Consider the following 13,954-nt stretch of genomic DNA (forward strand, 5'->3'; position numbering starts at 1 on the left):
GCGTCAGAGCTGTTCCTGCCGACCGGCGTCGGCCGACCGGTCGTCCGTGCGGTCGGCCAGCCGGTCGGCGGTCCGGTCGATCAGCCACGCGGTCGCCGGTACCACCACCAGGGCGGTGCACCAGCCGCCGAGGACGTCGGTCGGGTAGTGCGCGCTGAGGGAGACCTGTGCCCAGCCCATGGCGGCACCGGCGACCAGCGCCGCGGCGAGCACCAGGAGCGTGCCGGCCGTCCTGCCGAGGCCGAGCCTGCCGGTCGCGACCAGCGCAAGGGCGAGGGCGAGCGTGGTCAGGAAGGCGGTGTGTCCGCTCGGGTAGGACAGGCTGCCGCCGTGGATGGTGCGTCCCGCCAGGTGCTTGCCCAGCGTCGTCGTCGCGACGGCCAGGAAGGCCCCGGCGACGACGAGCACCGCCGCGCGAGGGTGCCGCAGCAGCAGGCAGCCCGTCACGGCGGCCACGACGAGGAGCGCCGCTCCGGCGGGCTCCCCCAGGAAGTCCGTGGCCAGCGCGACGCGCCGCCACGGCGGCCCCACGCTGTCCGCCGTCGGATCGACGATCCAGGTGTCCACCGCGCCGGACTGGCTGTGGTCGGCGTACATGAACCCGATCACGACGGCCACCAGCGTGGCGAGGGCCGCGACCAGCGCGAGCCCGGCGCGCAGCGGTGGGGGCAGCACCGGGGGCGCCGTCCGGCCGTTCACCCGCTCACCGCGTCCGGTACGTGGCGGCGGTCCAGCCGTTCCCGTTCCGCTCCGGCCAGGCGTTCCAACGCGAGCCCCCCGTCGTGTCCGACGCACCTTCCAGCGGCCGTGACCGCGCCCGCTGCAGACCCGCACGGCTCCGTGGGAGCGTCAGGCTGCGCGGCCCCAACTCAGAGGTCCGGCCCTCGTCTTGGCCACCCTAACAACCCGATCGCGGCAAACCGCTGTTTCCCCGGCCTTGGCGGCCACTGATCGGCCGGGCGGTCGCTTGTCGGCCGGGGCTGTGCTGGTGAGGCTGGTAGGAGACCAGTCGTCACCAGTAGCCCACGGGGGTCGAGTCGATGAGTCTCACCGTGCTGCACAGTGCCGTCGTAGAGCCGGAGCACCGTTTCGAGTGGTGGCGCGACCTGATCAGCCAGGACGTCGCGCCCACCCGGATCACCACCGACCACGCCGAGGACTTCCCGGCCACCGCGGGCATGGCACAGCTCGGCGCCGTGCGGCTCACCGTCATGTCGTTCCCCGCCATCAGGTCGGAGCGCACGCCCGCGCTCATCCGGTACTCCGACCCCGAGGACTACCAGCTCACGCTGATCCGGGGCACGGAGATGTGGATCACCCAGGACCGCAACGAGGCCAGGATGGCGGCCGGTGACCTGGTGCTGTGGAGCACCTCGCTGCCGTTCGACGGAAGGGGCCTCGCGGGTTCGCACGACGGCATCTCCAAGGCCATCATCCTGCACCTGCCGCGCACCGGTCTGCCCCTGCCCACGGCCAAGGTGGACCGGCTGCTCGCGAACGCCGTGCCCGGCCGCACCGGCATGGCGGGCATCCTCGCCCGCCACCTCCTCGGCGTCACCGAGGACGCGGCCCATCTGGAGGAGTCCGCCGCGGCGCGGGTGGGCATCGCGACCTGGGAGCTCGCCACCGCGTTCCTCGGGGACTGGGCCGACGCCCGCGACCGGGTGCCGCCCGAGTCCGGCGACCGGATGCGGCTCGCCCGCGTCGACGCCTTCATCGACGCCAACCTCTCCGACCCGCGGCTGACCCCGGCGGCGATCGCCGCGCACCACCACCTGTCCGTACGCACCCTGCACTGGCTGTTCCGCCACCGCGACGAGACGGTGGCGGCCACCATCCGGCACCGCCGCCTGACCCGGTGCCGCGCCGACCTCGTGGCCGACCGCTACGCCGCCGTGCCCATCCACACCATCGCGGCACGGTGGGGATTCACCAGCGCGGCGGCCTTCAGCCGTGTCTTCAGGAGGGAGTACGGGGTGACTCCGCGGGAGTTCCGCGCGACGGCGGGCGGTGCGGGTGGTGCGGGCGAGGAGTGACGACGCGGCGCGTCAAGCCGGGCCCGGCGCCGACAGCACCGATTCCGCCGTCACGGGGTCGGCCGGGACGCCGACGCCCTCGATGTCGACCTCCATGGCCTGCCCGGCTCGGGCGGGTCCCTCCCCGGCAGCCACGAGGTCATGGTTTCCCTGACCCGGCCCTGATGTTTTCCGCCCTGGCCCCCGATCGCCCCTGAGAAGTCCCCGACTTGACCCGGATATGCCCCTGACAGGGGCATCGCAGGAGCGGCGGTGCGCCTAACGTGACGACGGTGCCCCGGCCGGGTCCGTCTGCCCGACACAACCGCTCTCTTCATGAGGTGAATCCATGCCGTTGAGGGACAGATCCGCTGTGCGGCGCATCGCCGCGCGGGGCACGGCCATGGCCGTGGGGGCCGCCGTCGCCGTCTCCGGCCTCGCCGCCGCTCCGGCGGTGCACGCGTCGCCGTCTGCCGCCGGGGCCCTGCGGTGGGAGCCGTGTGACGCCCCGGCTCAGCCGGGAGCCGAGTGCGCCGCTCTTTCGGTGCCGGTCGACTGGGCCCACCCGGGCGGGCCGAGGCTCGACCTGGCCGTGGCCCGCCGCAAGGCCACCGGCCCCGGCGCACACGTCGGCTCGATGGTGTTCGGCCCCGGCGGGCCGGGCGATTCAGGTGTGGACAGGGTGATGCGCGGCATCAGCCGGTTCAGCCCCGAGGTCCGCCGCAGGTTCGACATCGTCAGCTTCGACCCGCGCGGTGTGGGCGGCAGCAACCCGGTGGCCTGCTCCGTCGACCTGCTTGCCCAGCGCCCGTCACCGGAGCTGAAGAGCCAGGCGGACTTCGACGCCACCATGGCGTACAACAGGCGGCTCCGTGCCGACTGCCGGGCCCGCACCGGCCCGGTGTTCGACCACCTTGACACCACCCAGACGGTCCGGGACCTGGACGCCCTCCGGGCCGCCCTCGGCGAGCGGAAACTGACCTTCCACGGCAGCTCGTACGGCACGCTGCTCGGGGCGCAGTACGCCGAGACCTACCCGCGCCGCGTGCGCGCGATGGTGCTGGAGAGCGTCATGGACCACAGCGTCCCGACCACCCGTGGCTTCCTTCGCGCCGAGGCGGCCACGGCGGAGGATTCCTTCCAGGAGTTCGTGAAGTGGTGCGACGCGGCTGCGGACTGCGCGCTGCACGGTCGCGACGTCCACGACGTCTGGCAGGGCCTGCTGGCCCGGGCCGGGCGCGGCGAGCTGGAGGACCCGGCGAAGCCCGGGACCTCGCTGTCACCTTCGGACCTGGTCAACAAGGTCGCGTTCCGGAAGTTCTACCAGGCCGACTTCGCGGGCCTGGCCACCGCGATCGCGGGGATGGACGCGAGCAAGCCGCTGCCCTCGTCGCCCACCTCGATCGCGCCGCTGCCGCCGGCCACCCCGGTCTTCTGCTCGGACTGGCACCTGCCCGTGCGCGACTACCAGGAGTACGCCTCGCTCGTCACCATGACGAACACGACCGCGCCAGACCTGCCGCACCTCTTGCCGATCCAGATGGCAGCGGCATGCCTGGGCGCGCCGACCCCCAACCCGCAGCACCGCCTGGACACACACGGTGCCCCACCGATCCTGGTCTCCAACGCGCTGCACGACCCCGCCACCGGCTACCCGTGGGCGGTCTCGGTGGCCCGGCAGCTCGGCCGCAGCGGCGTGCTCCTCACCTACGAGGGCCACGGCCACGGCAGCGTCACCAGTGGCCCGTGCATGGAGGGCGCCGTGGACAGCTACCTCACCGACCTGGCGGTCCCGCCCCGGGGCACCAGCTGCCCCGCGCTGCCGTCCTGGCCGTCGAGGTGAGTAACCGGCTGCGCTAGGTCTGCACAGCGGCGCCCGGCACGCACGCTCATGGCGCTGCCGAAACGCCTCGGTCGACCGGCGTGGGGTGCGGTCCGGGGTAGACCGGCGTGGGGTGTGGTCCGGGATCGTGGTTGCCGACCAGATCACTCCTCCAGGGGAAGGCACTCGGCGAGCAGGTCGACGACGTCCCGCCAGGCTCGCTGCGCGTGCTGCGGGTGGTAGCCGACCCCGGGGCGCACGGTGTGGTCGACCGATGGGTGGTGGAAGGCGTGCAAGGCGCCGCCGTAGACCACCAGGCGCCAGTCGACGCCCGCAGCCTGCATCTCGGCGGTGAATGCCTCCCGTTGCGCGGGCGGCATGATCGGGTCCTGCGACCCGACCCCGGCCCACACCGGGCAGTGAATGCGCGCCGCCTCGCCCGGCCGGCCCGTGGTCAGCGCGTTCACTGTCGCGATCGCGCGCAGGTCGACGCCGTCGCGCCCGAGTTCCAGCGCGATCGCGCCTCCGGTGCCGTAGCCGACGGCGGCGATCCGGTCCGGGTCGGTCCGCGGCTCGGCACGGAGCACGTCGAGCGCCGCATGGCCGATGCCTCGCATCCGGTCGGGGTCGGCGAGCAGCGGCAGGCAACGGGCCAGCATCTCCTCGGGATCACCCAGATAGCGCCCGCCGTGGAGGTCGAAGGCCAGCGCCACGTACCCCAGCTCGGCGAGTGCGTCGGCCCGGCGGCGCTCGACGTCGCTGAGCCCCACCCCCTCGGGCCCGACCAGGACCGCGGGCCGGCGACCGCCACCGGCCGGGAGCGCGAGATGCCCGACCATCGTCAGGCCGTCGGCCGCGTATGCGATCGTGCGCGTAGTAACAACCATCGTCATGAACCTGGACTGTAGTGATCATCGAGCCCGGTCGGGCCGGTGTTCTCCCGCTGGCAGAAGGCAGGTCCCGTGACCCCGCGGCGGACGCGGGCCCGGGTGATGCTGACCGGTTCGACCTGGGTGCGGGCGGCGATCACGATCCATGTCCAGCGGCCTGCCGCCTCGGGGGTGTGGTTTGGCGGGGCGGGCCCCAGTCGGCCGTACCGCCAGCGTCCAGGGTGCTGCCCACGTCGATGACGGTCTCCAGGGCGTCGGGGAGCAGGTCCTTCTCCCGGTACCAGTCGCCGAGATGGTCGGGGGTGACGTGTTCGAGGTACTTGCCTCAGTCACCGATGCTCAGCTGGATGCGGTGCTCGTGGATGTGCTCCCAGTCCATGACCAGGCGGAACCGGCGGTGGGCCTCCAGGCGTTCCGCGTCGGCCGGCTCCTGGCCGCGCTGGACGCGGGCGTCGCCGGACTCCACGAGCTCCGCGAGGGCGAGTCGGACGTCGTCGACGTCCTGGCCGGTGGCTGTCGCCAGGCGGTCCAGGGAGGTGAGCGTCTCTTCCGGTTCACCCAGGTCGTCGGCCAGGTGGTTGATGAGGGTGTCGACGAGGGGGCCGGTGCGCATCGTCCAGCGGATCCCGTCGAGGCGCTCGGTGAGTTGGGTGTCCAGGGGCAGCAGGTCGCCGGGCAGCGGGAGCGCGGCGGGCATGGACCACCGGGTGCCGTCCGGCGTCTCCTCACGGCTGGCCAGACCCCATGTCAGGAAGAGCTCGGACAGGTCCCGCACCGTGGCGGGCACCGGGAACCCGGCCGTCGTCAGCATGGCGCCGAACTGCTCCCAGCGTGCCGCCTCGCACGCCTCTCGGCCCTCTGGCGCGGCCTCGTCGTCCCACTCCTCATCGGGCCAGGAGAAGGTGAGCGGGCCGTCGAGGTCGCCGCCGATCATGTCCCAGTGACCACCGAAGATCTCTAGGACCAGGTCGTCCAGTGAGCCGGCGAAGCCGGGCTGGCACGCGGTCCCGATCAGCATGGTCAGCGCAAAGCCCTGGCGGGGCAGGACGTGGTCCCAGCCCGAGGCGAACCAGTCGTTGTGCATCGCCAGGTCCCGGCGCGGGCCGGGCACAGACGGGTTGTCAGTCATCCGCACCTCTTCCTCAGGAACACTTCGATACTCGCAGCGTACGCAGCGAAGCGCCGGGCGATCTCACGAACTCCCCACCCGGGCCCGGCGGTCGGGGCCACGCGCAGTCGCTCGCGGAGGCGGCGTCCGCGGCCGCGACACCACCCGTGCCGCCTCGGCCGGGGTCGCCTGGTGGCGAGCGCGTGGCGGGTGAGGCCGGGCCGCCCTGGACATCGAGCAGCGACAAGACCATCGGGCGCCATCGTGCACGCGTCCCCGTCATCCGTTCGAGTTGGATCAGCACGAGAGCCGATGTCCCGCTGGGGCGGGGGGCGTGTCGCTCCTAGGGGCTGCGGGAGTCCACCCCCTGGGGCCAGGCGTCGAACCAGCGTGCTGTCAGCTGCAGTTGCAGCAGGCGGTGACGCCGCAGCAGGAGTCGCTGCCCGTGCTCGCCTCAGCCCTGTTGCTGACGGTGGGCTTCGTTGCGCGGACGATGGCGGAGTGCATGCCGTCGGCGACCGCGTGGGTGGGGCTGAGTTCGATGGTGGTGAACCCGGCGGCTTCGAGGCCCTGGCGGTACTCGGTGAAGGAGAGGGCGCCGGCGATGCAGCCGACGTGGTCGCCGCGCTCGGCGCGCTGCTCGGGGGTGAGGGTGTCGTCGGCGACGACGTCGGAGATGCCGATCCTGCCGCCGGGCTTGAGGACGCGGAACATCTCGGCGAAGACAGCGGGCTTGTCAGTGGACAGGTTGATGACGCAGTTGGAGATGACGACGTCGATGGTGTTCGCGGGCAGCGGGATGGCCTCGATGGCGCCCTTGAGGAACTCGACATTCGTGGCGCCGGCCTGCTGCTGATTCTCGAGCGCGAGGGCGAGCATCTCCTCGGTCATGTCGAGCCCGTACGCCTTTCCGGTGAGGCCGACGCGGCGGGCGGAGAGCAGGACGTCGATGCCGCCGCCGGAGCCGAGGTCGAGGACGCGCTCGCCTTCGTGGAGGTCGGCCACGGCGGTGGGGTTGCCGCAGCCGAGGGAGGCGGCGAGGGCCTCGGCGGGAAGGGTGTCGCGCTCGTCGGCGGCGTAGAGGGCGGAGCCGAAGTTGTCGTCGATCTCGATGGCGTCGGGGCCGCAACAGGCGGTGCCGCCCTCGGTGACCTGCGCGGCGGCTGCGGCGTAACGCCAGCGGACGGTCTCGCGCAGGTCGGCACTCGGCTCGGTCATGGCGGTGACTCCTCGGGGTCGGGGCGGGGCCCGTGCAGGCCATATAGACATCTCTCGATGCAACCTTGCGACCTGAATCGAAGACTGTCAACATAGAAGCATGTCAAAACAAGAGCTGGTGGTGCTGGGCCAGGACGAGGCAGGCTGCTGCCCGACCCTGCTGACCGCGCCGATGGAGCAGGACCAGGCCGTGGAACTGGCGAAGGTGTTCAAAGCCCTGGGCGACCCGGTCCGCCTCCGCCTGCTGTCGATGATCGCCTCGCGGGAGGGCGGGGAGATCTGCGTGTGCGACCTGACCCCGGCCTTCGATCTGTCACAGCCGACGATCTCCCATCACCTCAAGCTCCTGAAGCAGGCCGGGCTGATCGACTCCGAGCGCCGCGGGACGTGGGTGTACTACCGGCCCCTGCCTGCGATGACGGACAAGCTCGCGGCCGTCCTCACCCGCCCCCAAGGGGCCGGTCGCCCGTCCCCGAGCATCTCGGCCTCGGCGGCCTCGTGAGCGGATCGACCACCGCCTCCGCCGGTTCGGTGGCCGCGCGCTTGTCGCTGGTGGACCGGTTCCTGGCGGTGTGGATCCTCGTGGCGATGACCGTGGGCCTCGGACTCGGCCGTCTGGTGCCGGGCCTGGGCGACGCACTGGCGAAGGTGACGGTCGTCGGTGTCTCGCTGCCGATCGCGCTCGGTCTGCTGGTGATGATGTACCCGGTGCTGGCCAAAATCCGCTACGACCGCCTGGAGAGCGTCACCCGCGACAGGCGCCTGCTGGTCCCCTCGCTGGTCGTCAACTGGCTCCTCGGCCCGGCCGTGATGTTCGCGCTCGCCTGGATCTTCCTGCCGGACCTGCCGGAGTACCGGACCGGCCTGATCATCGTCGGGCTCGCCCGCTGCATCGCCATGGTCATCATCTGGAACGACCTGGCCTGCGGCGACCGTGAGGCCGCCGCCGTCCTCGTAGCGCTCAACTCCGTGTTCCAGGTCTTCGCGTTCGCCGCTCTGGGCTGGTTCTACCTCTCGGTCCTGCCCGGGTGGCTGGGTCTGGAACAGACCGCCCTGGACGTATCGGTGTGGGAGATCGCCTCCAGCGTGCTCGTCTTCCTCGGCATCCCTCTGATCGCCGGATTCCTGACCCGCCGACTGGGCGAGAGGGCCCGGGGCCGGACCTGGTACGAGACCAGGCTGATCCCCCGGATCGGGCCGTTCGCCCTGTACGGGCTGCTGTTCACGATCGTCGTGCTGTTCGCCCTGCAGGGCGAGGCGATCACCTCCCGGCCCCTCGACGTGGCGCGGATCGCGCTGCCGCTCCTTGTGTACTTCGCCCTCATGTGGGCCGGTTCCATGGCCGTCGGCAGGGCCGTCGGGTTGAGCTACCCGCGGGCGGCCACGCTGGCCTTCACGGCTGCGGGCAACAACTTCGAGCTCGCGATCGCGGTGGCGATCGCCACCTTCGGCGCGACCTCCGGCCAGGCCCTGGCCGGTGTCGTCGGTCCGCTCATCGAGGTGCCGGTGTTGATCGGGCTGGTCCACGTCGCGCTCGCCGTCCGCCGCTTCTTCCCCCAACCCGCCTCGGCGACCGGCCCGTCGGCCGCCTTCAAGGAAGAGACCTCTCGTGTCTGACACCGCCTCCGGCAGGCCGTCCGTGCTGTTCGTGTGCGTCCACAACGCCGGACGCTCCCAGATGGCCGCCGCCTTCCTCACGCACCTGTCCGGCGGCCGGGTGGAGGTCCGTTCGGCCGGGTCCGCCCCGGCCGAGACCGTGAACCCGGCGGTCATCGAGGCGATGGCCGAGGCCGGAATCGATCTGTCCACCGAGGTGCCCAAGGTGCTGACCTCCGAGGCGGTCCAGGCGTCCGACGTGGTGATCACGATGGGCTGCGGGGATGCCTGCCCGGTCGTCCCGGGCAAGCGGTATGTGGACTGGGCGCTCGCAGACCCGGCCGGTCAGGGCGTCGACGCGGTCCGCTCGATCCGGGACGAGATCGAGGCACGCATCCGCACTCTGCTCGCCGACCTCCTTCCCTCGCGGTGACGCCTCGCCGGCGCGTCAGCTGCAGGAGCCCATGGCCGGATCCCGGGGAACGGCAGCGAGGCGGACCGCAGTCGGCGTGCCAGTAGTGGACCGAGGCCCGCGCAGCCGGGCGGCCTCCTCGTTCTGGGCGCCGATGCGCTTCAGGCATCGGCGGCGGGTGTGAGTAGGGTGATCGTTGGTACTGCCGTGACTGTGGCCAGCACATTCGCTGAGCCGGCAGCACTGGCTCGTAGGGAAGACGACGGCGTGCGGACGCCGTCACCAAGGGGGATGTTGATGCGCAAGATCACGGCTGCGATGGCACTGGGTCTGTCCGTCGTGCTGCTGTCAGGCTGCGGCAAGAGCGACTCGAAGTCCGATGACCCCAAGGGGTCGGGGCAGCAGTCCAGTAAGAAAGCGGAGCCGGAGAAGGGCAAGGACGGCAAGGCCCCGGCGCCCGAGGCCAGCGGCGTCGACGGGACGTGGAAGCCCATCAACAAGAGCCCGATCGCAACGATGACGATCAGCGGCAACAAGGTCACCACCACCGGCAAACTCGCCTGCCCCGGCACCCTCAAGCCCGGCAAGAAGAAGTCGACCATCGCCCTGAACTGCACGTCGAAGGACCCGGAGCGCTCCCGCGGCACCCTGGAGCTCGCCAAGGACGGCAGCCACATCTACGTCGAGTGGGACGGCGCCGCCTGGGGCGGCATGATCGACTCTCTGCGCCGGGCCTGAACCCGGAAGGTTCGCGGCGACTCCTGGTCGCGGGCTGGCCGCCGTCGCCGCAGGCGGACCGTCGTCGCCGCGGGCTGGCCGTCGGCGCCGCAGGCGGACCGTCGTCGCCGCGGGCTGGCCGTCGGCGCCGCGGGTGAGCCGTCGCCGCCGCGGGCTGGCGGTCGGCACCGCGGGTGAGCCGTTGTTGCCGTAGGCGGGCCGCCGTCCAGGGCGGCCCGCCTACTCCGGCCAGTCGGACTGCTTGATGACCTCGACGAAGTCGCCGCGCTGGAAGCCGGGGACGTAGTGGGCGAGCACGTCGGCCTTGACGTTGCCGAAGGTGGTCTCCGGGCGGTCCTTGATGCCCTCGGTGAACGCGGCGAGGATCCGGTTCTTGAAGTCCGGGCGGGGGTGGGCCGCCACCACGGCCGCGCGCTGCTCGTCGGTGAGCGTGTGGTAGCCGATGCCCAGGACGTCCAGTTCCACACCGCGGGTGACCAGGGCGACTTCGGGGGCCATGCGCAGCGGGATCTCCGGCGTGGTGTGCAGGGCGATCGCCGTCCAGACGCGGTCGGCCGCCTCGGCGGCGATGCCGTGGGTGGTCAGGAACCGGCGGGCCTCGTCGGCGCCGTCGATCTCGAAGCGCCGGTCGGTGCGGCGGAAGCGCTCGGTCAGCCCGAGGTCGTGGAACATCGCCCCTACGTAGAGGAGTTCCGGGTCGAAGGCAAGTCCCTGCTCCCGGCCCCGCAGCGCCCCGAACAGGAACACGCGCCGGGAGTGGTCGAACAGCAGCGGCGAGGCCGCCTCACGGACCAGCTCCGTCGCCTCGCGCGCCAGGGCGCTGTCCGGGATCCGCACACCCGCGATCTCTTGCCTCATGATGGCTCCTCTCGTTCGTCTCGGCCGTTGGCCCCGGCCGGTGATCTCCTCCAGATTCGCTGCATGCCCTACCCTGGCGCCATGTCCTCAGCGCCGTGCGAACCACAGATTCAGACATGACCCGACGCGTGGGCTTCGTGGTGTTCGACGGGGTGACCCTGCTCGACGTCAGCGGTCCCCTGGAGGTCCTGCACCAGGCGTCCCGGCTCGGGCACGCGTACGCGTACGCGCCGGTGCTGATCTCCCCTCACGGCGGTGACATCGCTACGGCGTCCGGGCCGACGCTGGCCGCCACCACCCCAGCGGCCGACGCGGGCCCCCTCGACACCCTCGTGGTCGCCGGGGCCGACCACCTCGCCGAACCGGGCCCCGAGGACGAGCTCCTCGCAGCCGTACGCCCGCTCGCCGCCCGGACGGCACGGATCGCCTCCGTGTGCAGCGGCGCCTTCGTCCTGGCCGCCCTCGGCCTGCTCGACGGGCGCCGGGCCACCACCCACTGGCGTCACGCGGCCGTCCTCGCCCGCCGCCACCCCCGCGTGCGCGTCGAGCCGGACGCCCTCCACGTGACGGACGGCCCGTATGTCACCTCCGCGGGGATCAGCGCGGGGATCGACCTCGCTCTCGCCCTCGTGGAGGACGACCACGGAGCGGACGCGGCCCGGGAGATCGCCCGTGAGCTGGTCGTGTTCATGCAGCGGCCGGGCGGGCAGTCGCAGTTCTCCACCGCGCTGGCGACCCCGCCCGCGCGCAGCGGGACGCTGCGCTCGCTGACCGCCGCCGTGCTGGCCGACCCTGGCGCCGAGCACAGCCTGCCCGCCATGGCCGCGGCCGCCGCCGTCAGCACGCGGCACCTGACCCGGCTGTTCCGGACCGAGCTGCACACCACCCCCGCCCGCTGGGTCGAACGCGTCCGCCTCGACCGCGCCCAGCAACTCCTCCTCGACGGGCACAGCATCACCTCGGCGGCACGCCACAGCGGCCTCGGCAGTGACGAGACGCTCCGCCGCGCCTTCGCCCGTCACCTGGGCACCACACCGACCGAGTACCGCAGACGCTTCACGAGCGCGCACCGCCCCGACGTCACCGGCTGACGTCCGCGCGGCCGGGGCCGTCAGGAGCGGCAGGGCCCTCCCGGCGGCGCGCCACCGCGTTCAGGGAGCGCAGGGCCAGCAGCAGGACGCCGATGTCGTCCAGGTAGACGGGGTCCGGGAGCAGGTCCACCGGAGAGATCGCGTAGAGCACGGCGCCCCAGAAGACCGCCTTGTGCTCCATCGGAACTCCCGCTTCGCGCAACCGGCGCCGGGTGCGCAGGAGCCGCAGCAGCAGCACGAGTGCGACAGCTGCCGCCGCCACGAGCACGACCGCCACGAGCACGAGCAGGGCCACTGGCCAGTGGTGAGCACTCACGGTTCGCCTCCGGCTGTCCGGCCCGGCCTCCTGTGGCGCGGGCCGCGTGTCGCACGACGGGTACCCCGACGGCTCACGCCCCACGCGAGGGGGCGGGCAGATGGCGGTGCAGCCAGGGAGCGGTGGTGAGGACGAACAGGCCGAAGACGAGCAGCAGGATGACGTCGGCCGTGCCCGCGCCGAGGGTGCTGTGCCGCACCCCGTACACCGCGTACAGGTTGGACGCCAGGTCGGCGAGCATCGTCAGGCAGGTGAGGTACAGGCCGCCTCGGCGGGCCTTGAGGAGCAGGACGCCGGAGAGGGAGTCGAGGACGATCAGCGCGTTCCAGAAGGCGTTGAGCCACATCGGCGCCCAGGCGCGGGAGCGGAAGCCCCACAGCACGAGGTCGACGACGTGCACGCACGCGCCGTACAGCATGACGGCGCCGATGACGACGGCCACGGCGCGGGGCGCGGGGGGCAGGGCGCGCAGCCCCCGGGGCGGGCGGGGCGGACCTGGGGGGTACGGCGCGCGGCGGCGCGCCGGGGAGCTGTCCCCGGCGCGCCGCCGCGCCTCGTCGCTTCGCTGGTCCACCTGCGGTGGCTCCTCCTCCTGTCGCTGCCCGGCGGCCGGTCGCCGTCGGGCAGACACCCGTCGTCCCTGCTTTCCCGTCACACGGGGTCGGCCTCGCGGACCGGCTCGTGCGCGGTGCCGGTGGGCGTGGGCGGGGCCGTCCACCGCTGCTCCTGGCGCGTGAAGAGGTATCCGGCCGCCGTGAGGACGACCGCCGCCATCACGACGAGCAGTACCTTGAAGTTCACCACAGCGATGAGGGCGGCGCCGCAGGCCATGGCCAGCATCTGCGGCAGGGTCATCATGAGGCTGAACCCGGAGTAGACCCGGCCGACGAGTTCGGGCGCGGTGTGGCGCAGGCCGACCGTGGTCAGGCCGACCACGATCCACGGCATGCTCGCGCCGCACAGGACCATCCCGGCGCTGACCGCGGCGACCGCCGGAACGGTCTGCAGCAGCGCCCCGGCCGAGAAGGCCACCATGCCGAGGGCGACCAGTCTGCCCTCGCCGACGCGCCGTCCGATGCGGGCCGCCGTGATCCCGGCCGCGATGGCACCGGCGCCCTGCCCGGCGAGCAGTACGCCGAGGAAGGACGGGGGCCGTCCGAGGCCGTCGTCGACGACGGCGAGTCCGACCGTCTCGGCCAGGCCCATGGCGACCATCGTCAGCGCCGACGCGATGGTGAGCTGGCGCAGGACGACCGTCCTCGCGAGGTGCCGTACGCCTTCGGTGATCTCCCGCCGCCAGCTGTCGCCACTGCGTTCCGGAGTGCTCTCCCGGTGGCGGACCGCCGCCAGGAAGGCGACGGCGGCCAGCATCAGGGCGATGTTCACACCGACCACGGCGTGCGCGCCGAGTGCCGCGTACAGGCCCGCGCCGGCGAGCGGGGAGATCAGGCGCAGGCCCTGCTTGACCGTCTGCGTCAGCGCGTTGGCGTCGGCGAGCCGGTCCTCGGGCACGAGCACGCGCAGGAAGGCCGCCTGCGCCGGGTCCACGAAGCTGTACGAGAGGCCGTAGAGCAGCATCACCACGTAGATGAGCCAGACCTGCCCGCTGTCCTGGACCAGGAGCAGCGAGGCCACCACGGCGCCCGTACCGAGGTACAGGCCCATGAGGAGCGGACGTCTGCGGTGCCGGTCGGCGGTCATGCCGCCGACCGGTGCGCAGAGCGTCCCCACGATCACCAGGAAGAAGGTGAACGCGGCGGCGGAGTTGCTGCCCGTCAGCTCCTTGACCCAGATGCCCGCCACGAGCCAGAGCATCGTGTCGCCGAGGATCGCGCAGAGCTGTCCCAGGATGAGCCACCGGACAGTTCGGTCGGCCAGGAGCCGTCCCAT

At 72.4% G+C, this 13,954-nt stretch carries 16 protein-coding genes; 7 read left to right on the forward strand and 9 right to left on the reverse strand.

The genetic code is table 11. The features are described from left to right. Positions 1-3: 3 nt before the first annotated feature. Positions 4-699: a phosphatase PAP2 family protein gene (locus tag C9F11_RS00725; RefSeq protein WP_138957384.1), complete on the reverse strand. Its 696-nt coding sequence runs from the start codon at positions 697-699 to the stop codon at positions 4-6. Between the two features lie 341 nt (positions 700-1,040). On the opposite strand from C9F11_RS00725, the gene C9F11_RS00730 reads away from it, so the two are divergent. Further along, positions 1,041-2,036, forward strand: coding sequence for a helix-turn-helix domain-containing protein (locus tag C9F11_RS00730; RefSeq protein ID WP_138957385.1), 996 nt, complete (start codon positions 1,041-1,043; stop codon positions 2,034-2,036). A gap of 12 nt (positions 2,037-2,048) precedes the next feature. On the opposite strand, the gene C9F11_RS49615 is transcribed toward C9F11_RS00730, so the two are convergent. Beyond that, complete coding sequence (locus tag C9F11_RS49615; protein ID WP_269078066.1) at positions 2,049-2,171, reverse strand: hypothetical protein; 123 nt, start codon at positions 2,169-2,171, stop codon at positions 2,049-2,051. Between the two features lie 193 nt (positions 2,172-2,364). Between C9F11_RS49615 and C9F11_RS00735 the strand changes: the two genes are divergently transcribed. Continuing rightward, complete coding sequence (locus C9F11_RS00735) at positions 2,365-3,858, forward strand: alpha/beta hydrolase (protein ID WP_138957386.1); 1,494 nt, start codon at positions 2,365-2,367, stop codon at positions 3,856-3,858. A gap of 143 nt (positions 3,859-4,001) precedes the next feature. Here the strand turns inward: C9F11_RS00735 and C9F11_RS00740 are convergent, their stop codons facing one another. The 3 genes from C9F11_RS00740 to arsM all read right to left on the reverse strand — a co-directional run bounded on the left by C9F11_RS00740 (position 4,002) and on the right by arsM (position 7,053). Beyond that, positions 4,002-4,730: a dienelactone hydrolase family protein gene (locus C9F11_RS00740; protein ID WP_138957387.1), complete on the reverse strand. Its 729-nt coding sequence runs from the start codon at positions 4,728-4,730 to the stop codon at positions 4,002-4,004. Between the two features lie 322 nt (positions 4,731-5,052). After that, on the reverse strand, positions 5,053-5,856 hold the full coding sequence (locus C9F11_RS00750; RefSeq protein ID WP_138957388.1) for a DUF6042 family protein: 804 nt from the start codon (positions 5,854-5,856) through the stop codon (positions 5,053-5,055). A 375-nt stretch (positions 5,857-6,231) separates the two neighbouring features. Further along, complete coding sequence (gene arsM, locus C9F11_RS00755; RefSeq protein WP_138957389.1) at positions 6,232-7,053, reverse strand: arsenite methyltransferase; 822 nt, start codon at positions 7,051-7,053, stop codon at positions 6,232-6,234. Between the two features lie 100 nt (positions 7,054-7,153). On the opposite strand from arsM, the gene C9F11_RS00760 reads away from it, so the two are divergent. From C9F11_RS00760 to C9F11_RS00775, 4 genes are all read left to right on the forward strand, one after another. After that, positions 7,154-7,555 (forward strand): metalloregulator ArsR/SmtB family transcription factor, encoded by a 402-nt coding sequence (locus C9F11_RS00760; protein WP_138957390.1) that lies wholly within the window; start codon positions 7,154-7,156, stop codon positions 7,553-7,555. Then, complete coding sequence (gene arsB, locus C9F11_RS00765) at positions 7,552-8,670, forward strand: ACR3 family arsenite efflux transporter (protein ID WP_138957391.1); 1,119 nt, start codon at positions 7,552-7,554, stop codon at positions 8,668-8,670. The genes C9F11_RS00760 and arsB overlap by 4 nt, the downstream gene beginning before the upstream one ends. Next, on the forward strand, positions 8,663-9,082 hold the full coding sequence (locus C9F11_RS00770) for an arsenate reductase ArsC (RefSeq protein WP_138957392.1): 420 nt from the start codon (positions 8,663-8,665) through the stop codon (positions 9,080-9,082). Before arsB ends, C9F11_RS00770 begins: the two co-directional genes overlap by 8 nt. A 276-nt stretch (positions 9,083-9,358) precedes the next feature. After that, positions 9,359-9,799, forward strand: a complete 441-nt coding sequence (locus C9F11_RS00775; protein WP_138957393.1) for a hypothetical protein — start codon at positions 9,359-9,361, stop codon at positions 9,797-9,799. Between the two features lie 219 nt (positions 9,800-10,018). On the opposite strand, the gene C9F11_RS00780 is transcribed toward C9F11_RS00775, so the two are convergent. After that, positions 10,019-10,657 (reverse strand): HD domain-containing protein, encoded by a 639-nt coding sequence (locus tag C9F11_RS00780; protein WP_138957394.1) that lies wholly within the window; start codon positions 10,655-10,657, stop codon positions 10,019-10,021. Positions 10,658-10,773: 116 nt separating this feature from the next. On the opposite strand from C9F11_RS00780, the gene C9F11_RS00785 reads away from it, so the two are divergent. Further along, the gene (locus C9F11_RS00785; protein ID WP_138957395.1) at positions 10,774-11,748 is read left to right on the forward strand and encodes a GlxA family transcriptional regulator; all 975 of its coding nucleotides are present in this window, start codon (positions 10,774-10,776) and stop codon (positions 11,746-11,748) included. On the opposite strand, the gene C9F11_RS00790 is transcribed toward C9F11_RS00785, so the two are convergent. The 3 genes from C9F11_RS00790 to C9F11_RS00800 form a co-directional block, all read right to left on the reverse strand. Further along, a complete protein-coding gene (locus tag C9F11_RS00790; protein ID WP_171075587.1) occupies positions 11,738-12,064 on the reverse strand; it encodes a YkvA family protein in 327 nt (108 codons plus the stop codon). The two genes, C9F11_RS00785 and C9F11_RS00790, sit on opposite strands and share 11 nt — an antisense overlap. 73 nt (positions 12,065-12,137) lie before the next feature. Beyond that, on the reverse strand, positions 12,138-12,638 hold the full coding sequence (locus tag C9F11_RS00795; RefSeq protein ID WP_138957396.1) for a hypothetical protein: 501 nt from the start codon (positions 12,636-12,638) through the stop codon (positions 12,138-12,140). Positions 12,639-12,715: 77 nt separating this feature from the next. Then, positions 12,716-13,954, reverse strand: a complete 1,239-nt coding sequence (locus C9F11_RS00800; RefSeq protein WP_171075588.1) for an MFS transporter — start codon at positions 13,952-13,954, stop codon at positions 12,716-12,718.

The organism is Streptomyces sp. YIM 121038, from assembly GCF_006088715.1.
GTDB lineage: Bacteria > Actinomycetota > Actinomycetes > Streptomycetales > Streptomycetaceae > Streptomyces.